The sequence below is a fragment of the Bradyrhizobium sp. LB14.3 genome (genome assembly GCF_040547985.1).
Taxonomy (GTDB): domain Bacteria; phylum Pseudomonadota; class Alphaproteobacteria; order Rhizobiales; family Xanthobacteraceae; genus Bradyrhizobium.
Genome location: NZ_JBEPQT010000013.1, coordinates 42,306 through 60,151 on the forward strand (window position 1 = coordinate 42,306; position 17,846 = coordinate 60,151).

The 17,846-nt window shown below is 63.9% G+C and carries 19 protein-coding genes and 1 tRNA gene; 10 read left to right on the top strand and 10 right to left on the bottom strand.

Going from position 1 to position 17,846, the window contains the following annotated elements:
* Window positions 1-37 precede the first annotated feature (37 nt).
* From ABIB00_RS22810 to ABIB00_RS22840, 7 genes are all read right to left on the bottom strand, one after another.
* Window positions 38-463: an Hsp20 family protein gene (locus ABIB00_RS22810; RefSeq protein WP_018645065.1), complete on the bottom strand. Its 426-nt coding sequence runs from the start codon at window positions 461-463 to the stop codon at window positions 38-40.
* A gap of 306 nt (window positions 464-769) precedes the next feature.
* Complete coding sequence (locus ABIB00_RS22815; protein ID WP_247443148.1) at window positions 770-1,849, bottom strand: sn-glycerol-3-phosphate import ATP-binding protein UgpC; 1,080 nt, start codon at window positions 1,847-1,849, stop codon at window positions 770-772.
* Window positions 1,850-1,854: 5 nt separating this feature from the next.
* The gene (ugpE, locus tag ABIB00_RS22820; protein WP_354048887.1) at window positions 1,855-2,703 is read right to left on the bottom strand and encodes a sn-glycerol-3-phosphate ABC transporter permease UgpE; all 849 of its coding nucleotides are present in this window, start codon (window positions 2,701-2,703) and stop codon (window positions 1,855-1,857) included.
* A complete protein-coding gene (ugpA, locus tag ABIB00_RS22825) occupies window positions 2,703-3,584 on the bottom strand; it encodes a sn-glycerol-3-phosphate ABC transporter permease UgpA (RefSeq protein ID WP_247352768.1) in 882 nt (293 codons plus the stop codon). Before ugpA ends, ugpE begins: the two co-directional genes overlap by 1 nt.
* A 47-nt stretch (window positions 3,585-3,631) precedes the next feature.
* Window positions 3,632-4,948 (bottom strand): sn-glycerol-3-phosphate ABC transporter substrate-binding protein UgpB, encoded by a 1,317-nt coding sequence (ugpB, locus tag ABIB00_RS22830; protein WP_354105941.1) that lies wholly within the window; start codon window positions 4,946-4,948, stop codon window positions 3,632-3,634.
* Window positions 4,949-5,354: 406 nt separating this feature from the next.
* Window positions 5,355-6,572: a CaiB/BaiF CoA transferase family protein gene (locus ABIB00_RS22835; RefSeq protein WP_247352771.1), complete on the bottom strand. Its 1,218-nt coding sequence runs from the start codon at window positions 6,570-6,572 to the stop codon at window positions 5,355-5,357.
* A 174-nt stretch (window positions 6,573-6,746) separates the two neighbouring features.
* The gene (locus ABIB00_RS22840; protein WP_354105942.1) at window positions 6,747-7,172 is read right to left on the bottom strand and encodes an organic hydroperoxide resistance protein; all 426 of its coding nucleotides are present in this window, start codon (window positions 7,170-7,172) and stop codon (window positions 6,747-6,749) included.
* Window positions 7,173-7,322: 150 nt separating this feature from the next.
* Here ABIB00_RS22840 and ABIB00_RS22845 point away from each other — a divergent pair, with 150 nt between their 5' ends.
* On the top strand, window positions 7,323-7,784 hold the full coding sequence (locus tag ABIB00_RS22845; protein WP_247352774.1) for a MarR family winged helix-turn-helix transcriptional regulator: 462 nt from the start codon (window positions 7,323-7,325) through the stop codon (window positions 7,782-7,784).
* A gap of 16 nt (window positions 7,785-7,800) precedes the next feature.
* Here ABIB00_RS22845 and ABIB00_RS22850 read toward each other — a convergent pair whose 3' ends face one another.
* The 3 genes from ABIB00_RS22850 to ABIB00_RS22860 all read right to left on the bottom strand — a co-directional run bounded on the left by ABIB00_RS22850 (window position 7,801) and on the right by ABIB00_RS22860 (window position 8,731).
* Window positions 7,801-8,043, bottom strand: coding sequence for a GIY-YIG nuclease family protein (locus ABIB00_RS22850; protein ID WP_247443153.1), 243 nt, complete (start codon window positions 8,041-8,043; stop codon window positions 7,801-7,803).
* A 135-nt stretch (window positions 8,044-8,178) separates the two neighbouring features.
* Window positions 8,179-8,254: transfer RNA gene (locus tag ABIB00_RS22855), tRNA-Ala, on the bottom strand.
* A 66-nt stretch (window positions 8,255-8,320) separates the two neighbouring features.
* Window positions 8,321-8,731 (bottom strand): TIGR02300 family protein, encoded by a 411-nt coding sequence (locus ABIB00_RS22860; protein WP_247352776.1) that lies wholly within the window; start codon window positions 8,729-8,731, stop codon window positions 8,321-8,323.
* A 112-nt stretch (window positions 8,732-8,843) separates the two neighbouring features.
* Between ABIB00_RS22860 and aroA the strand changes: the two genes are divergently transcribed.
* The 9 genes from aroA to trpA all read left to right on the top strand — a co-directional run bounded on the left by aroA (window position 8,844) and on the right by trpA (window position 17,749).
* Window positions 8,844-10,229: a 3-phosphoshikimate 1-carboxyvinyltransferase gene (gene aroA, locus ABIB00_RS22865; protein ID WP_502917867.1), complete on the top strand. Its 1,386-nt coding sequence runs from the start codon at window positions 8,844-8,846 to the stop codon at window positions 10,227-10,229.
* Complete coding sequence (gene cmk / locus ABIB00_RS22870; RefSeq protein WP_247443157.1) at window positions 10,226-10,864, top strand: (d)CMP kinase; 639 nt, start codon at window positions 10,226-10,228, stop codon at window positions 10,862-10,864. Before aroA ends, cmk begins: the two co-directional genes overlap by 4 nt.
* A gap of 263 nt (window positions 10,865-11,127) precedes the next feature.
* A complete protein-coding gene (rpsA, locus tag ABIB00_RS22875; RefSeq protein ID WP_247352781.1) occupies window positions 11,128-12,834 on the top strand; it encodes a 30S ribosomal protein S1 in 1,707 nt (568 codons plus the stop codon).
* A gap of 192 nt (window positions 12,835-13,026) precedes the next feature.
* Complete coding sequence (sppA, locus tag ABIB00_RS22880; protein WP_247352783.1) at window positions 13,027-14,007, top strand: signal peptide peptidase SppA; 981 nt, start codon at window positions 13,027-13,029, stop codon at window positions 14,005-14,007.
* A 172-nt stretch (window positions 14,008-14,179) separates the two neighbouring features.
* On the top strand, window positions 14,180-14,485 hold the full coding sequence (locus tag ABIB00_RS22885; protein WP_007598410.1) for an integration host factor subunit beta: 306 nt from the start codon (window positions 14,180-14,182) through the stop codon (window positions 14,483-14,485).
* A 71-nt stretch (window positions 14,486-14,556) separates the two neighbouring features.
* The gene (locus ABIB00_RS22890) at window positions 14,557-14,949 is read left to right on the top strand and encodes a lipopolysaccharide assembly protein LapA domain-containing protein (protein ID WP_247352785.1); all 393 of its coding nucleotides are present in this window, start codon (window positions 14,557-14,559) and stop codon (window positions 14,947-14,949) included.
* An 81-nt stretch (window positions 14,950-15,030) separates the two neighbouring features.
* Window positions 15,031-15,702, top strand: a complete 672-nt coding sequence (locus ABIB00_RS22895) for a phosphoribosylanthranilate isomerase (RefSeq protein ID WP_247352787.1) — start codon at window positions 15,031-15,033, stop codon at window positions 15,700-15,702.
* On the top strand, window positions 15,699-16,916 hold the full coding sequence (gene trpB, locus ABIB00_RS22900; protein ID WP_247444537.1) for a tryptophan synthase subunit beta: 1,218 nt from the start codon (window positions 15,699-15,701) through the stop codon (window positions 16,914-16,916). The genes ABIB00_RS22895 and trpB overlap by 4 nt, the downstream gene beginning before the upstream one ends.
* Window positions 16,913-17,749 carry a tryptophan synthase subunit alpha gene (trpA, locus tag ABIB00_RS22905; RefSeq protein WP_354105944.1) on the top strand — a complete coding sequence of 279 codons (837 nt, stop codon included), beginning with the start codon at window positions 16,913-16,915 and terminating at the stop codon, window positions 17,747-17,749. Before trpB ends, trpA begins: the two co-directional genes overlap by 4 nt.
* Window positions 17,750-17,846: the final 97 nt, after the last annotated feature.

Below are 17,846 nucleotides of genomic sequence, written 5' to 3' on the forward strand. Positions count from 1 at the left end.
TCTCGAAACTAAGCGGTCGAGTCCGCTACTCGTTCCATTATTCGTGCTCATTGATAGCGATTGTCTTAACGATCCTCTCCGGTTCAGGCCGGGCAAGATCGACCGACAACAGCCCGTTTTTCAGATCCGCACCCAGCACCAGCATCCCCTCCGCCAGCACGAAGGTGCGCTGGAAATGGCGCGCGGCGATGCCGCGATGGATGTATTGCCGGGACTTGTCGTCCTGCTGCCGCCCGCGAATGACGAGCTGGTTTTCCTCAATGGTTACATCGAGTTGGTCGCGGGTGAATCCGGCGACCGCCAGCGTGATTCGCAAACGCTCGGGCTGGCCGTCCGACCGGTCACACCTCTCGATATTGTAGGGAGGATAGCCGTCGGCGCCTTTGACGACCCGATCAAGCACGCGCTCGATCTCGTCGAAACCCAAAAGGAACGGACTGGAAAGCGTGGGAACACGAGACATAGTTTACAAAGTCCTCTCGAAGCGACTTTGGTGCATCAGGGCCCGTCAAGGCACCCCTTGGTCAGCAATATGGTCATATCCCCGTGTGGGTTCAAGGACGTAGCTGGAATGGCCGGAGGCCAGGAGCTTCCGCTCGCCTGCGTTCCGGCCATCCACGATCTTGCCCGCGCCACTGAGACCGTGGATGCCCGCGACAAGGCCGGCACGACGAATTTGCGGGCCTATTTATCTCAACGAAAACAGACCCCCGGCTACTGTGCATGGGGTTGTTTTCGCGTTTTTTAATCGGCGGACCCGTGGAACCGGTCAGGCCTCGATCCGCGTCCGCCCGTCGCCGCTGAAAAGATGCAGCTTCGCCCGCATTGCTGCGACGCGGATCCTCTCACCGATCGGCGGTGCCTCGGAGCCGGGAATGCGGACGATGACCTCGCCGGGCGGCAGCTCGCCGGGGGTGGCTGCGACGCGCTGCTCGTCCTGCTGCCGCGTGCCGTAGACAAAGGTCTCCGCGCCGACGCGCTCGATCGCTTCCACGGTGAGCGGCAGCGCGATGCCGCCGGCCGGGGTCTGGTCGGTGATGACAAAATCTTCCGGACGGATGCCGAGGATGCCGGCCTCGGTGCTGCCGAGCTGCGATTTGATCTCCTCGGCGCGAATCGACATCAGATTCATCGGCGGTGCGCCGATGAAGGAGGCGACGAAGGTCGTCGCCGGCTTCTCGTAGATCGCCAGGGGATTGCCGACCTGCTCGACCTGGCCGCCGTTCATCACCACGAGGACGTCGGCGAGTGTCATTGCCTCCAGCTGATCGTGGGTGACGTAGATCGACGTGGTGTTGAGCCGGCGCTGCAATTTGCGGATCTCGACGCGCATCGCGATGCGCAGCTTTGCATCGAGGTTCGACAGCGGCTCGTCGAACAGAAACACCTTCGGCTGGCGCACGATGGCGCGGCCCATGGCGACGCGCTGGCGCTGACCACCGGAGAGCTGGCGCGGCTTGCGCTCCAGCATCGGCGATAGTTCGAGCACGCGCGCGGCTTCCTCGACGCGGGTCTTGACCTCGGCCTCCTTCATGCCGCGGTTGCGCAGGCCGTAGGCCATGTTGTTGAAGACGCTCATATGCGGATAGAGCGCGTAGTTCTGGAACACCATCGCGATGTCGCGATCGGCGGGCTCGACCTGGTTGACGATTCGGCCGCCGATGTCGATCTCGCCGCCGGTGACGGTTTCGAGGCCTGCGACCATGCGCAGCAATGTCGACTTGCCGCAGCCGGAGGGACCGACCAGCACGCAGAACTGTCCGTCGCCGACATCGACATTGACGCCCTTGATGGCCTCGAAGCCACCGGGATAGGTCTTGCGGACGTTGCGCAGGGTAACGTTAGCCATGGGATTTACTTTTCCGTCTCCACGAGTCCGCGCACGAACAATTTCTGCATGGCGACGACGACGAACACCGGCGGCAGCATCGCCAGCACGGCGGTCGCCATCACGATCGGCCATTCGGTCAGCGCGTCGGTGGTGGTGATCATCTTGCGGATGCCGACCTGGATGGTCTGCATGTCGTCGCGCGTGGTGATCAGCAGCGGCCAGAGATACTGATTCCAGCCGAGGATGAAGAGGATCACGAACAGCGCCGCCATGTTGGTGCGCGACAGCGGCAGCAGCGTATCCCAGAAGAAGCGCAGGGGACCGGCGCCGTCGATGCGCGACGCCTCCAGCAGCTCGTCCGGCACGGTCATGAAGAACTGGCGAAACAGCAGCGTCGCGGTGGCTGAGGCGATCAGCGGCAGCGCCAGGCCGGCATAGCTGTCGAGCATGTGGAGGTCGGCGACGATCTTGTAGGTTGGATAGATGCGCACCTCGACCGGCAGCATCAGGGTGATGAAGATGATCCAGAAGATCGGCATCCGGAACGGAAAGCGGAAATACACGATCGCGTAGGCCGAGATGATCGAAATCGCGATCTTGCCGACCGCGATCAGCAGCGCCATCACCAGCGAGTTCAGCATCATGTTGCCGACGGGCTCGCGGGTCGAGCCGCTCGTGCCGACGAAGATGGTCTGGTAGTAGACCTCGAAGAAATGGCCGCCCGGCAGCAGCGACATCTGCCCGTTCGCGATCAGCGCGTTGTCCTGGGTCGAGGCGACGAACGCGATGTAGACGGGGAACGCGACGATCGCGATCCCGATCCACAAAATGGCGTGAGCGACGTAGCGCCGAAAACCCTCTTCCTCGACCATCAGTAGGTCACCTTGCGTTCGACGAAGCGAAACTGGATTCCGGTCAGCACGATCACCATGACCATCAGGATCACCGATTGCGCCGCGGAACTGCCGAGATTGCCGCCGAGCAGGCCGTCGGAATAGACCTTGTAGACCAGCGTCACCGTCGACGTTCCCGGACCGCCGCGGGTCATGGTGTCGATGATGCCGAACGTGTCGAAGAAGGCGTAGACGATGTTGACGACCAGCAGGAAGAAGATGGTGGGCGACAACAGCGGGAAGGTCACGGTCCAGAAGCGCCGCATCGGACGCGCGCCGTCGATCGCGGCGGCCTCGAACACGCTCTTCGGGATGCTCGCGAGGCCGGCGAGGAAAAACAGGAAATTGTAGGAGATCTGCTTCCAGGCGGCGGCCAGGATGATCAGCGTCGCGGCCTGGTTGCCGTCGAGCAGCGGATTCCAGTCGATGCCGGCTTCGCGCAGATAGCGCGAGAGCACGCCGAGCGAGGGATGCAGCATGAAGATCCAGAGCACGCCGACCACGGGCGGCGCGACGGCGTAGGGCCAGATCAGCAGCGTGCGATACAGCGAGCCGCCGCGCATCGGCTTGTCCGCCATGATCGCCAGCAGCAGGGCCACGGAGAGCGAAGAGACCGCGATCGCGAACGAGAAGAAGAAGGTCCGGACGATCGCCTCGAAATAGGCGGCGTCACTGAAGAGATCGAGATAATTGTCGAACCAGACGAAGCTGGTCGAGAGACCGAAGGCGTCCTGGAGCAGGAAGGACTGAATGACAGCCTGCGCAGCCGGCCAGTAGAAAAAGATCAGGACGATCGCGAGTTGCGGGGCAACCAGCGCATAGGGCAACAGCTTCGACTGGAAAATGGCTTGCTTTTGCATGATGTCAGCTGAGCGGCAGGCCAGGTCGCGACCTGCCGCTCATCGCCTCACTTGACGGCGGTCTTTTCGAACTGACGCAGCATCGTGTTGCCGCGCTCGACGGCGGCATCGAGCGCCTGCTTGGCGGTCTTCTTGCCAGCCAGCGCCTGCTCGATCTCTTCCGACCAGACGTCACGCAGCTGAACCATGTTGCCGAGGCGCAGACCGCGCGAATTCTCGGTCGGCTCCTTGTTGGTCAGCTCGAGCAGCGGGGTCTCGAGGTAGGGTTGGTCCTTGTAGAACCCTTCTTCCTTCGCCTTGGCGTAGGCCGCCTTGGTGATCGGCAGATAGCCCGAGGCCTTGTGGATGTAGATCTGGCGGTCGGTGTCGGAGAGGAATGTCATGAACTTCGCAATGCCCTTGTACTCGTCGGCCGACTTGCCGCCCATGACCCAGAGCGAGGCGCCGCCGATGATCGAGTTCTGCGGCGCGCCCTTGACGTCCGGATAATACGGCATCGGCGCCGCGGTGAAGTTGAACTTGGCCTGCGCCTTGACGTTGCCGAAGAAGGCCGACGAGGTCAGGTAGATCGCGCACTCACCCGAAGTGAAGCGGCCTTCGCCTGTGTTGGTGCGACCGGCGTAGTCGTAAGTCTTGTCTTTTTGCAGCTCGACCAGCTTCTCGAGATGCTTGACCTGGAGCGGACCGTTGAACTCGAGCTTGGTGTCGAAGCCGTCGAGGCCGTTGGCTTTGCTGGAGAGCGGCACGTTGTGCCAGGCCGAGAGCTGTTCGAGATTGACCCAGGTGACCCAGGAGTTGGAGAAGCCGCAGGTCGGATGGCCGTTGTCGTGGAGCTTCTTGGCGGCTGCGAACGTCTCGGGCCAGGTCTTCGGGATCTCGACGCCGACCTTCTTGAGCTCGTCGAGGTTTACCCACATGACGGTCGACGACGAGTTGAAGGGGAACGACAGCATCTCGCCCTTGGAGGTCGAGTAATAGCCGCTGATCGCGGGCAGATAGGCCTTGGGATCGAATTTCTCGCCGGCCTCGGCCATCAGCTTGTAGACGGGCTTCACGGCGCCGGTCGCCGCCATCATGGTCGCGGTGCCGACTTCGAAGACCTGCATGATGTGGGGCGCGTTGCCGGCGCGGAAGGCCGCGATGCCGGCGTTCATCGTATCGGCGTAGTTGCCCTTGTAGGTCGGGATCACCTTGTAGTCGGTCTGCGCCGCGTTGAAGTCGGTGGCGAGCTTGACGATGACGTCGTTGTTGGCGCCGGTCATCGCGTGCCACCACTGGATTTCGGTCACGGCCAAGGCCGGCGAGGCCGACATTCCAACCGTGAGTGCAACAGCGGCAGCCGCTCCAAAGTATCGAAGAGCCATCAAGTAAACCTCCCTTGGGCCGTCAAAAATGATCGCTTGCGCTAGCAGCGCCATATGACGTTCACATGACTGTGTAAGCGGCCGAAACGAAAGCGGCAAGCGCTGGAAAAGGGAAGCAGGCAAATAGGCGAATGCGGAGCGGGCAGGTTTCTTCGTTCGCGGTGCAGCATTCGGGAGTGATGGGTTGGGTCGCTGCGTCGTCAGCAGAATAGCGCGAGGCAGACGCTCGGCCCGCGGGCTCCAACCTCTCCCGCTTGCGGGAGAGGTCGGCGCAACGCGCCGGGTGAGGGCTCTCTCCTCTTGGGGAGTCTCACTGCGGAGGCACCCTCTCCCCAACCCTCTCCCGCAAGCGGGCGAGGGAGCGCACCTTTCTTGCGGCGCGTTGTCAGTTCAATAGCGTCACGCCTCAGCGCTTGCGCTCGGGGCCGCAGACCGTGCCCTGCTCGACCATCGCGTTGATCTCGGACTTGGAGTAGCCGAACTCGCCCAGCACCTCGGCCGAGTGCTGGCTGAATTTCGGCGGCAGGCTGCGCAGGCTCGGCTTGCTGCGATCGAGCCGGATCGGCGACGCCACGCCCTTGTACCAGTCCTTCTCGATGATATCGCCGCGGGCGATCGTGTGCGGGTTGGTCAGCGCCTGGTCGATCTTCTGCACGGGGCCTGCGGGCAGGCCCGCGGCGAGGAGGCGATTGCACAGCGGCTCGGCCTCGTGCTGGCTGAACACGGCGGCGAGCTCGGCGCGTAGCGCTTCGCGATTGGCGATGCGGTCCTTGTTGCGGGCAAAGCGCGGATCGGTGCCGAGCTCGGGCTTGCCGATCTCCTTGGCGAGCTTGCGGAAGGTGCCGTCATTGCCGACGCCGATGAAGATGTCGTCGGTCTTGGTCGGGAAGATCGCGTAAGGCACGAGGTTGGGATGCTCGTTGCCGGTCAGCGACGGCGGCTTGCCATGCATGAAATAATTCGCGGTGTGCGGGTGCATGATGGCGAGACCGGTCTCGTACAGCGTCGTCTCCAGGAACTGGCCCTGGCCCGAGCGCTGCCGCTCCGACAGCGCCATCAGGATGCCGATCGCCGCATAGAGGCCGGTGCCGATGTCGACCAGCGGCACGCCGATCCGCATCGGTCCGCTCTCGGGCGAGCCGGTCGCCGCGATCATGCCGGTCATCGCCTGGATGATGGCGTCATAGCCGGGATTGCCGCCGCGCGGGCCGTCGGCGCCGAAGCCGCAGATCCGGCAGTGCACCAGGCGCGGGAATTTCTCGCGCAGCACCTCGCTGCCGATGCCCCATTTCTCCAGCGTGCCCGGCTTGAAGTTCTCGATCAGGACGTCGGCGCTCTCCAGCATCTTGAGCAGCACGAGGCGGCCGCCCTCGGAGGCGAGGTCGAGGCCGATCGAGCGCTTGTTGCGGTTGATGCCGATGAAATAGGCGGCGTCTTCCTCGTGGAAGGGAGGGCCCCAGTCGCGCACCTCGTCGCCTGCGGGCGGCTCGACCTTGATCACGTCGGCTCCGTGGTCGGCGAGGATCTGGGTGCAATAGGGACCGCCGAGCACGCGCGTGAGATCGATGACGCGCAGGCCGCTCATTGCGCCCGTGGCAGCTCCGGAACTGGCGGCTTCAGTCATGCCTTCGCTTCCCTGTGTTGATATTGATCACAGGCCTAGCGAGGTTCGTCTGAGCCAGCAATGGCTTGTTGCGGGGAGCCGCATGCGCCGCGGCGGCGCCATCCCGGCGAATGGCAAATCAAACGGAAGCGGCCGGCCCGAGGGGGATCCCGGGCCAGCCAATCCAATCTACGATCAGACGACCGTCAGGCGGACGTCGACATTGCCGCGCGTCGCGTTGGAATAGGGGCACACCTGGTGAGCCTTCTCGACCAGTGCCTCGGCTTCGGCACGGGCAAGGCCCGGCAGCGATACGGCAAGGTCGATGTCGAGACCGAAGCCGCCGGCCGCGCGCGGGCCAATGCCGACGGTCGAGGTCACGGAGGCGTCAGCCGGAACCTTCGGCCCGCCCTGCGAGGACACGAATTTCATCGCGCCGATGAAGCAGGCGGCATAGCCTGCCGCAAACAACTGCTCGGGATTGTTGCCGTCGCCGCCGCCGCCGCCGAGCTCCTTCGGCGTGGTGAGCTTGACGTCGAGCGCGCCGTCGAGGGTCGCAGCATGGCCGTCGCGGCCGCCGGTGGCTTTTGCGCTGGTCTTGTAGAGGACGTTCACGGACATTTTGGTCTCCCTGGGTTTTCGCTGGTGCAATCCTTATCGCAGGCAATTAGATTGCGCGCAATTGAAATTACGGAGCCTCACATTTAATTGTTCGCAATTGAATATGCCGCCGGCCGGCCCCAGAATGGAGCAAGCCTCGTGAGATTCTCTATGCCCCGGAAATCATCGGCAGCGGACCAGCCGCTGCGCCTCGACAACCAGATCTGCTTCGCGGTCTATTCGGCCGCGCATGCCTTCAACCGCGTCTACAAGCCGCTGCTGGACCGGCTCGGCCTGACCTATCCGCAATATCTGGTCATGCTGGTGCTGTGGGAGCGCGACGACGTGCCGGTGAAGGACATCGGCGAAAAGCTGTTCCTGGATTCGGGCACGCTGACGCCGCTGCTCAAGCGACTCGAAGCCGCCCACCTCGTCAAGCGCACGCGCTCGCGCGAGGACGAACGTCAGGTCCTGATCGCGCTAACGGCGCAGGGCCACGCCTTGAAGGACAAGGCGCGCGCCGTGCCGCAATCGATCCTGGCAGCGTCGGACTGCTCGGTCTCGGAACTGGTCACGATGAAGGACGAGATCGTCGCGCTGCGCGATAGGTTGAATGCGGTGATCGGGGAGTAGGGTTAGGTTTACGTGCTTAGGACAGCCGCTTCTTCGTGAATGCTCGGCCGGAGTGAGACTTCAGGTACGCTTCAAAAGCGAGCGCTTTGTACTTGTCAGGGAAGGCGCAGTACCAGATCAGCTTCCAAGGCTTAAACTTGGCGGTGTGGGTGGATTTGCCAGCATTGTGCTCTGGAATCCGCCGCTTCAGATTTTCCGTGGCCCCAACGTATTCCTGCTCGGGAAATTCGATGCTGCGGAGGATGTAGACGTACCACATTGACGATTATCGCCTGGGCAGCCGCTGCGTGGGAATGTCACCAGTCCGTCTTCGCCCTTCGGGCTTCGCCGGACACCACGCTTCGCCCTTCGGGCTGTGCGCGGCTGCGCCACGCGTAGCCCGAAGGGCGAAGCGTGGTGGAGCCAGGCGGGATCGAACCGCCGACCTCTTGCATGCCATGCAAGCGCTCTCCCAGCTGAGCTATGGCCCCTTAACCGTCCGGCGCGCCGTGGGCGACGCGTCGGGAAAGACCCAGAACCACAGTTCTGGGATTATCTCAAGTCTCTTCATCACCGGTGACATCACCAATGATGTCGGTGACGTCCTCATCGCCCTCTTCGTCGTCGGCGATAAAGGTCGAATCATCGTCATCGTCGTCGTCGATGGTCTCGTCGGCCTCGATGTCGTCCTCGGATTCGGGCACGACGGCCTTGACCTTGCCGGTGTTCTCCTCGGCATCGGCCTCCTCGAGCGAGACTTCCTCGACTTCCGCCGGCTCCGGCTTGGTGTCGGCGGCTGCTGCCGCGTGGCGGGCTTCGGCGCCGCGAGGCGCGCGAGCCGGCGCCACGGGCGCGATCGGCACGACCTCACCGGTGTACGGCGAGATCACCGGACTCTTGTTGAGGTCATAGAACTTCTTGCCCGTGGTCGGGCAAATACGTTTGGTTCCGAGTTCGGACTTGGCCACGGCAGAGGAATCCTGGAAATGTCTGAAAAGCGGTGTTTCACTTGGCTAGTTGGCGGCCCGCTGTCAATAGCGCATTACGGGAGAACGACATGCCCGTGACGGCGGAGAGACCATGTGGTACCTGCCCGCGAGCCCAGAGGGCACATCCAAGGACACAATCTTGACCCATTCCGACAAGCCGACGCCGCTTCAGTCGCGCGCCAGCGGCCCCCTGACCGGAAAAGTACGGGTGCCTGGGGACAAGTCGATCTCCCACCGTGCCCTCATCCTGGGCGCGCTCGCGGTTGGAGAGACCAGGATCTCGGGCCTCCTTGAGGGCGAGGACGTCCTCAACACCGCAAAAGCCATGGAAGCGCTCGGCGCCCGGGTCGAGCGCATAGGTGATTTCACCTGGACGGTGAACGGCGTGGGTGTTGCGGGCTTCGCCGCGCCCAAGGCGCCGCTGGATTTCGGCAACTCCGGCACCGGCTGCCGGCTGGTCATGGGCGCCGTCGCCGGCTGCCCGATCTCGGCGGTGTTCGACGGCGATGCCTCGCTGCGCAGCCGGCCCATGCGCCGGATCCTGGACCCATTGGAAAAGATGGGCGCGAAGGTCGTCTCCGGTGGCGAGGGCGGCCGTCTGCCGCTGACCGTCCAGGGCGCGCGCGATCCGCTGCCGATCACCTACAAGACCCCGGTCGCCTCGGCCCAGATCAAATCCGCCGTGCTGCTCGCGGGCCTGGCCGCGCCGGGCACCACCACGGTCATCGAGACCGAGGCCAGCCGCGACCATACCGAGCTGATGCTGAAGCACTTTGGCGCCGAGATCACCTCGACGCAGGAGGGCCAGCACGGCCGCCGCATCACGCTCGTCGGTCAACCTGAGCTGCATGGCGCCAATGTCGTCGTGCCCGCCGATCCCTCATCGGCGGCGTTCCCCATCGTTGCTGCGCTGATCGTCGAAGGCTCCGACGTCGTCCTGTCCGACGTCATGACCAATCCGCTGCGGACGGGCCTGTTCACGACGCTGCGCGAGATGGGTGCCTCGATCGAGGCGAGCGAGGTGCGTGGCGACGCCGGCGAGCCGATGGCGAAGCTGCGCGTGCGCGCTTCGAAACTGCGTGGTGTTGTGGTGCCGCCGGAGCGCACGCCCGCGATGATCGACGAATATCTGGTGCTGGCGGTGGCGGCCGCCTTCGCCGAGGGCACGACCACCATGCGCGGCCTCCAGGAGCTGCGCGTCAAGGAATCCGATCGTCTCGAAGCCACCGCCGCCATGCTCCGCGTCAACGGCGTGAAGGTCGAGGTCTCCGGCGACGACCTGATCGTCGAAGGCCGCGGCCACGTCCCCGGCGGCGGTCTCGTCGCCACCCACATGGACCATCGCATCGCCATGTCCGCGCTGGTGATGGGCTGCGCGTCCGACCAGCCCGTGACCGTCGACGACACCGCCTTCATCGCCACCAGTTTCCCGGATTTCATTCCGATGATGCGTTCGCTTGGGGCCCAATTTTCATGATCATCGCCATCGACGGGCCCGCGGCGTCGGGCAAGGGCACGCTCGGCAAGCGTCTTGCCCACCATTACGGCTACCGTCACCTCGATACCGGCGTGATCTATCGCGCGGTGGCCTATTCGCTGATGCAGTCCGGGCATGATCTCAGGGACGAGGCGGCGGCGGTCGCGGCAGCGTTGGAACTCGATCCCGAAAAGTTCGGCAATCCCGCCCTGAAGACCCAGAAGGCCGGCGAGGGCGCTTCCATCGTCTCGGCGATCCCCAAAGTCCGCGAGGCCCTGGTCGGTTTTCAGCGGCAATTCGCTGCCGATCCGCCCGGCGCCGTGCTCGATGGGCGGGATATTGGAACCGTGATCTGCCCCCATGCCGACGTGAAGATCTTCGTCGTCGCCGACCCCATGGTGCGCGCCCGCCGCCGGACCATGGAGGCCAAGGCGCGGGGCGAGGAGGCCGACGAGGCGGCCGTGCTCGCCGACATCATCCAGCGCGACGAGCGCGACAAGAACCGGCCGATTGCGCCGTTAAAACCGGCCGCGGATGCTTACTTGCTAGATAACTCCCAACTGGATATAGAAGGCGGCGTCCGGGCCGCCATCGACATTATCGAGGCCGTCCGAGCGGGCCGGTCGCGGGGTTAAGCCGCTGCCGTCATTGGAGGAAGCGCCCGCTCCCGCTCTTTGAGGTCGATACTTCGGTCCCTGTTCGGGACCGACGCGATCAGGCTCCGGACAAAGATTTCCACGTATCGAATGCGCGGGCCTCAGCCGGCCCGCTTCCGCTGTTCCGGTGCCAGGCCGGGGCAACGAGCGGTCGCTCGAAGGTTCTGCGGACCTTCCGACACTGCGCGTACGATGCGCCCATGAACCCAACGGCCGGCACGACATCCGCAACTGGAGAACAAATGGCTTCGACTTCTGCTGATACCTATAGCCCGTCGCGCGACGATTTCGCCGCGATGCTCGACGAGTCCTTCGCAGGTGGCAACCTGCAGGAAAGCTCAGTCATCAAGGGCAAGGTTGTTGCAATCGAAAAGGACATGGCCGTCATTGACGTCGGCCTGAAGACCGAGGGCCGCGTCGCCCTGCGCGAATTTTCCGGCCCCGGCCGTGAGAGCGAACTCAAGGTCGGCGACGAGGTGGAAGTGTTCCTCGATCGCATCGAGAACGCCCTCGGCGAAGCCGTGCTGTCGCGCGACAAGGCGCGCCGCGAAGAGAGCTGGGGCAAGCTCGAGAAGGCTTTCCAGAACAACGAGAAGGTCAACGGCGTCATCTTCAACCAGGTTAAGGGCGGCTTCACCGTCGACCTCGACGGTGCCGTGGCCTTCCTGCCGCGTTCGCAGGTCGATATCCGTCCGATCCGCGACGTTGCGCCGCTGATGAACAACTCGCAGCCGTTCCAGATCCTCAAGATGGACCGCCGCCGCGGCAACATCGTCGTGTCCCGCCGCACGGTTCTCGAAGAGACCCGCGCCGAGCAGCGCCAGGAGCTGGTGCAGAACCTCGAAGAGGGTCAGGTCATCGACGGCGTGGTCAAGAACATCACCGATTACGGTGCGTTCGTTGATCTCGGCGGCATCGACGGTCTGCTGCACGTCACCGATATCGCGTGGCGCCGCGTCAATCATCCGACCGAGGTGCTCTCGATCGGCCAGACCGTGAAGGTCAAGATCATCAAGATCAACCACGAGACGCACCGCATCTCGCTGGGCATGAAGCAGCTGCTGGACGATCCGTGGCAGGGCATCGAAGCCAAGTACCCGCTGGGGTCTCGCTTCACCGGCCGCGTCACCAACATCACCGACTACGGTGCGTTCGTCGAGCTCGAGCCGGGCATCGAAGGCCTGATCCACGTCTCCGAGATGTCGTGGACCAAGAAGAACATGCACCCCGGCAAGATCGTTTCGACCTCGCAGGAAGTCGAAGTGCAGGTGCTGGAAGTCGATTCCGTCAAGCGCCGCATCTCGCTCGGCCTCAAGCAGACCATGCGCAACCCGTGGGAGGTCTTCGTCGAAGGTCACCCGACCGGTTCGACGGTCGAGGGCGAGGTCAAGAACAAGACCGAGTTCGGTCTGTTCCTGGGCCTCGAGGGCGACGTCGACGGCATGGTCCATCTCTCCGACCTCGACTGGAAGGTTCCGGGCGAGCAGGTGATCGACAACTACAAGAAGGGCGACATGGTGAAGGCCGTGGTGCTCGATGTGGACGTCGAGAAGGAACGTATCTCGCTCGGCATCAAGCAGCTCGAAGGCGACCCCTTCGCCGAGCCGGGCGATGTCAAGAAGGGCGCGGTCGTGACCTGCGAAGTGCTCGAAGTGAAGGAGGGCGGCATCGAGGTGAAGATCATCGGTACCGACTTCGCCACTTTCGTGAAGCGCTCGGAGCTCGCCCGTGACCGCAACGATCAGCGCACCGAACGTTTCGCCGTCGGCGAGAAGGTCGATGCCCGCGTGATCCAGTTCGACAAGAAGGCCCGCAAGGTCCAGGTGTCGATCAAGGCGCTCGAAGTCGCTGAAGAGAAGGAAGCCATCGCGCAATACGGCTCCTCCGATTCGGGAGCGACGCTCGGCGACATCCTCGGCACCGCGCTCAAGAACCGCGACACCAAATAAGCGAAACGTACGTTTCGCTGCATCAAAGCCCCGGCGCAAGCCGGGGCTTTTTTGTGTGCGCCCGGCTACGCGGCCTCCGCCGAGCCAGGCCTTGTTTACTTCAAATTGCGCCGCAATTGATGTATCCAGATAAGCCAATGGTCACGCTGTGACGGCACAACGCGCTTGGCCCTTCATTTTGGAGATATTCCGATGTCGCTCGACTCAGACGTCATCGTCGATCGCCGCAGGATCCGCCGCAAGCTGACGTTCTGGCGCGTGATGGCCGCGCTGATCGCGATCGCGGCGATTGCAGGCTTCGCGCTGGTGGCGACACCAGGTGCGCGCGGCACGTTCGCGTCCGCCGGCTCGATCGCGCGGATCCAGATCGAGGGTCTGATCCGCAGCGATTCCGATCGCACGCAGGCGCTGGAGCGGCTGGAGAATTCGCAGGCTGCCGCCGTCATCGTCCACATCAACTCGCCGGGCGGCACCACCGCCGGCTCCGAGCAGCTCTATGATTCGCTTGTGAGTCTGAAGGCGAAGAAGCCTCTCGTCGTCGTGGTCGAAGGGCTTGCGGCGTCCGGCGGCTACATCACCGCAATCGCCAGCGACCACATCATCGCCCAGCAGAGCTCGCTGGTCGGCTCGATCGGCGTGCTGTTCCAGTTTCCAAACTTCTCGGAGCTGCTGAAAACCGTCGGCGTCAAGGTCGAGGAGGTGAAATCCACGCCGTTGAAGGCCGCGCCCAACGGTTTTGAGCCGACCAGCCCCGAGGCGCGGGCTGCGCTCGATGCGCTGGTGAAGGACTCCTATGCCTGGTTCAAGGGCCTGGTGAAGGAACGGCGTGGCATGGATGACACGCAGCTCGAGAAAGTGGTTGATGGCCGTGTCTTCACCGGACGCCAGGCGATCGATCTCAAGCTGATCGACCAGATCGGCGACGAGAAGACCGCCGTGACCTGGCTGGTCGAGCAGAGGGGCGTCAAGAAGGGGCTCTCCGTGCGTGATTACAAGTTGCAGCCGCGCTTCGGCGATCTGCCGTTCCTCAAGACTGCGGCCGCAGTGACGCTGGAAGCGCTGGGTTTAGGCTCGATTGCGCATCAAATCGGACAAACCGGCGTCGCTCAGGCGGTCGATCGGATCGGAATGGATGGAATGCTGGCCTTGTGGCAGCCGGCGGCGTCGAACTGACCGGCGCCGGGCGAGCCCCAGAAGCTTTTCCCGTTCGACGCGTGCCGGGCCAGCCCGCTTTTTCGGCATTTGTCACGCATTTTCACGACGCTCAATCTTCATTTAGCGTCTTGACAGATCACGGTATTTTCACGGAAATGGTCATCCGCACGCTCCCGGGTCCTATCTCTCAATGATCAAATCCGAACTTGTTCAGCGTATCGCCGAGCACAACCCGCATCTGTACCAGCGGGATGTCGAGAACATTGTGAATGCGATTCTCGAAGAGATCGTAGCGGCTCTCGCGCGCGGTGACCGCGTCGAGTTGCGCGGCTTCGGTGCCTTCTCGGTCAAGCATCGCCCTGCACGCGCAGGGCGCAATCCGCGCACCGGCGCCCATGTGCCCGTCGACCAGAAGAGCGTTCCGTTCTTCAAGACCGGCAAGGAAATGCGCGAACGGCTGAATCGCGACCATCCGGATCCAGGCGCGCCAGACTGAGGCCGACGTCAGGGTTTCCCGCGGTCGCGAGCGATGGGGCCGCAAGCTTGATTCAAGGCGAGCGAAGCGAGATGCGAAAGTTCCTGACCGCGCTGATCGTGATTCCGCTGGGCCTGATCCTGATGGTCTTTGCCGTCGCCAACCGGCAATTCGTCACGGTCTCGTTCGATCCCTTCGTTTCCAACGATCCGTCATTCTCGGTCACGCTGCCGCTGTTCCTGCTTCTGATCGTGGTGGCTGCGCTCGGGGTCTTCGCAGGCGGCTGTGCCGTCTGGTTCGGCCAGCGGCACTGGCGGCGTGCGGCGCGCCGGAATGAGGCGGAGGCCCGGGCCGCACGGGGCGAACTGGCCGATCTGCGGGCCCAGGCGGCCGCAGCAAGGCCCGAGTCCCAGCGCCTCCCCGTTCCCTTCGGGGTGGGCCTTTACGGGCCGGTCGGGCGAGACAAGCAGCGCGCGAGGTTGTAGAAGCGGCCGCAACCGAAAACCCTGTTTTCCGGCCGCCGACCCGCGGCCTCCATTTGCTTTGAGCCCATATCCTTGGAAAACATGTCCCTGCTCGTCAAAATCTGCGGCCTGTCCACGCCCGAGACGCTCGAAACGGCGCTCGACGCGGGTGCCGACATGGTGGGGTTCGTGTTCTTCCCGCCGTCGCCGCGGCATTTGTCGCTGGAGGCGGGGCGGGACCTCGGCCGGCAGGTGAAACGGCGCGCGCTCAAGCTCGCGCTCACCGTCGACGCCGACGATGCCACGCTCGACAACATCATGGACGCGCTGTCGCCGGACATTTTCCAGCTTCACGGCAAGGAGAGCGTGGCGCGGCTGCGCGACATCAAGCAGCGGTTCGGTCGCCCGGTGATGAAGGTCGTGCCGGTCGCAACGTCAGCCGATCTCGCCGTGCTGCCTGGCTACCTCGCGGTCGCCGATCGCATCCTGTTCGACGCACGCGCGCCGAAAGACGCGACCCGGCCCGGTGGCCTGGGTGCACCGTTCGATTGGCGCCTGCTCGAAAACCTTGAGCTCGCGCTGCCGTATATGGTTTCGGGCGGGCTACATCCAGGGAACGTCGCCGAAGCCCTTCGCGTCACCCGCGCCGGCGGTGTCGACGTCTCCTCCGGTGTCGAGAGCGCACCGGGCGTGAAGGACCCCGAGATGATCAAAGCCTTCATTCGCGCTGCGCGCGCAAGCCAAGATGCAAGTCAAAAGTTGAGCGTCCGATGAATAGCGTAAAACCCAATTCCTATCGTAGCGGGCCCGACGAGCGCGGCCATTTCGGCATTTTCGGCGGACGCTTCGTCGCCGAAACCCTGATGCCGCTGATCCTCGATCTGGAGAAGGCCTACACCGAGGCCAAGGCCGATCCGGCCTTCCAGTCCGAGATGAACGGCTATCTCAAGAATTATGTCGGCCGGCCCTCGCCGCTTTATTTCGCCGAGCGCCTGACCGAACATCTCGGCGGCGCAAAAATCTACCTCAAGCGTGAAGAGCTCAACCACACCGGCTCCCACAAGGTGAACAACGTGCTCGGCCAGATCATGCTGGCGCGGCGCATGGGCAAGAAGCGCATCATCGCCGAGACCGGCGCCGGCCAGCACGGTGTCGCCACTGCGACGCTGTGCGCGCGCTTCGGTCTCGACTGCGTCGTCTATATGGGCGCCGTCGACGTCGAGCGGCAGCAACCCAATGTCATCCGCATGGAAATGCTGGGCGCCAAGGTGATCCCCGTGCAGTCGGGCACGCGCACGCTGAAGGACGCCATGAACGAGGCGCTGCGCGACTGGGTCACCAACGTGCACGATACCTTCTACTGCATCGGCACTGTCGCCGGTCCGCATCCCTATCCGACGCTGGTGCGCGACTTCCAGTCGATCATCGGCAACGAGACCAAGGCGCAGATGCAGGAGATCGAAGGCCGCCTGCCGGATTCGCTGGTCGCCTGCATCGGCGGCGGCTCCAACGCGATGGGCCTGTTTCATCCCTTCCTCGACGATTCCACCGTCCAAATCTTCGGCGTCGAAGCCGCCGGCCACGGGCTGACGCAACTGCATGCCGCCTCAATCGCGGGCGGCCGTCCCGGCGTGCTGCACGGCAACCGCACCTATCTCCTGATGGATGCCGACGGCCAGATCCAGGACGCGCATTCGATCTCCGCCGGTCTCGACTATCCCGGCATCGGACCCGAACATTCCTGGCTGCACGAGATCGGCCGCGTGAATTATCTCTCCGCGACCGACGACGAGGCGCTCGCAGCGTTCCAGTTGTTGTCAAAGCTGGAAGGCATCATCCCCGCGCTCGAGCCGGCGCATGCCATCGCCAAGGTGATGGAGCTCGCGCCGAAGCGGGCAAAAGATCACCTGATGGTCGTCAACCTTTCCGGCCGCGGCGACAAGGACGTCCCGCAGGTCGGCGACATCCTGAGGGGCAAGAGCAAGTGACCACGCGTATCGACACCCGTTTCGCCGAGTTGAAAAAAGCCGGCCGCGCGGCCTTCGTCACCTTCGTGATGGCCGGCGATCCCGATCCGGCGACCTCGCTCGAGATCATCAAGGCGCTGCCGAAGGCGGGCGCCGATGTGATCGAGCTCGGCATGCCCTTCACCGATCCGATGGCCGACGGCCCGTCGATCCAGGCCGCCGGCCTTCGCGCGCTCAAGGTCGGCATGACGCTGAAGAAGACGCTCGATCTCGTGCGCGGCTTCCGCAAGGACGACAACGCCACGCCGATCGTGCTGATGGGCTATTACAACCCGATCTACATCTATGGCGTCGACAAATTCTTAGGTGATGCGAAAGCCGCCGGTATCGACGGCCTCATCATCGTCGACTTGCCGCCGGAAGAGGACGACGAGCTCTGCCTGCCCGCGATGAAGGCCGGCCTCAACTTCATCCGCCTGGCGACGCCGACGACCGACGACAAGCGCCTGCCGGCGGTGCTCGCCAACACCTCGGGCTTTGTCTATTACGTCGCGATCACCGGCATCACAGGCGCGGCGGCGGCTGACGCCTCCTCCGTGAGCGAGGCGGTTACCCGTATCAAGCGGCACACCAAGCTGCCGGTCTGCGTCGGCTTCGGCATTCGCACGCCGGAGAACGCCCGCGCCATTGCGTCCCATGCCAATGGCGCCGTGGTCGGCACCGCGCTGGTCGACGCCCTCAAGAACAGCCTCGATGCGGACGGGCGCGCCACCGGCAAAACCGTTAACGCCGTCGCCGAGTTGACGGCGGCCCTGGCCCAGGGCGTCAAGGACGCGCAACAGGCGGCGGAATAGGCCACAATTTCGCTTCTCGGGCGGGCGACACGGCAGCTTGCCGGGCCGGGGCCCGACCGCCATATATCCTTTCAGGCGATCCGCAAGGCGAGGTCGC

What these genes read in the sequence shown, in the direction of transcription:
- ABIB00_RS22810 (WP_018645065.1), bottom strand. Translation starts at nt 463, where the DNA reads ATGTCTCGTGTTCCCACGCTTTCCAGTCCGTTCCTTTTGGGTTTCGAC.
- ABIB00_RS22815 (WP_247443148.1), bottom strand. Translation starts at nt 1,849, where the DNA reads ATGGCTAACGTTACCCTGCGCAACGTCCGCAAGACCTATCCCGGTGGC.
- ugpE (WP_354048887.1), bottom strand. Translation starts at nt 2,703, where the DNA reads ATGGTCGAGGAAGAGGGTTTTCGGCGCTACGTCGCTCACGCCATTTTG.
- ugpA (WP_247352768.1), bottom strand. Translation starts at nt 3,584, where the DNA reads ATGCAAAAGCAAGCCATTTTCCAGTCGAAGCTGTTGCCCTATGCGCTG.
- ugpB (WP_354105941.1), bottom strand. Translation starts at nt 4,948, where the DNA reads ATGGCTCTTCGATACTTTGGAGCGGCTGCCGCTGTTGCACTCACGGTT.
- ABIB00_RS22835 (WP_247352771.1), bottom strand. Translation starts at nt 6,572, where the DNA reads ATGACTGAAGCCGCCAGTTCCGGAGCTGCCACGGGCGCAATGAGCGGC.
- ABIB00_RS22840 (WP_354105942.1), bottom strand. Translation starts at nt 7,172, where the DNA reads ATGTCCGTGAACGTCCTCTACAAGACCAGCGCAAAAGCCACCGGCGGC.
- ABIB00_RS22845 (WP_247352774.1), top strand. Translation starts at nt 7,323, where the DNA reads ATGCCCCGGAAATCATCGGCAGCGGACCAGCCGCTGCGCCTCGACAAC.
- ABIB00_RS22850 (WP_247443153.1), bottom strand. Translation starts at nt 8,043, where the DNA reads ATGTGGTACGTCTACATCCTCCGCAGCATCGAATTTCCCGAGCAGGAA.
- aroA (WP_502917867.1), top strand. Translation starts at nt 8,844, where the DNA reads ATGTGGTACCTGCCCGCGAGCCCAGAGGGCACATCCAAGGACACAATC.
- cmk (WP_247443157.1), top strand. Translation starts at nt 10,226, where the DNA reads ATGATCATCGCCATCGACGGGCCCGCGGCGTCGGGCAAGGGCACGCTC.
- rpsA (WP_247352781.1), top strand. Translation starts at nt 11,128, where the DNA reads ATGGCTTCGACTTCTGCTGATACCTATAGCCCGTCGCGCGACGATTTC.
- sppA (WP_247352783.1), top strand. Translation starts at nt 13,027, where the DNA reads ATGTCGCTCGACTCAGACGTCATCGTCGATCGCCGCAGGATCCGCCGC.
- ABIB00_RS22885 (WP_007598410.1), top strand. Translation starts at nt 14,180, where the DNA reads ATGATCAAATCCGAACTTGTTCAGCGTATCGCCGAGCACAACCCGCAT.
- ABIB00_RS22890 (WP_247352785.1), top strand. Translation starts at nt 14,557, where the DNA reads ATGCGAAAGTTCCTGACCGCGCTGATCGTGATTCCGCTGGGCCTGATC.
- ABIB00_RS22895 (WP_247352787.1), top strand. Translation starts at nt 15,031, where the DNA reads ATGTCCCTGCTCGTCAAAATCTGCGGCCTGTCCACGCCCGAGACGCTC.
- trpB (WP_247444537.1), top strand. Translation starts at nt 15,699, where the DNA reads ATGAATAGCGTAAAACCCAATTCCTATCGTAGCGGGCCCGACGAGCGC.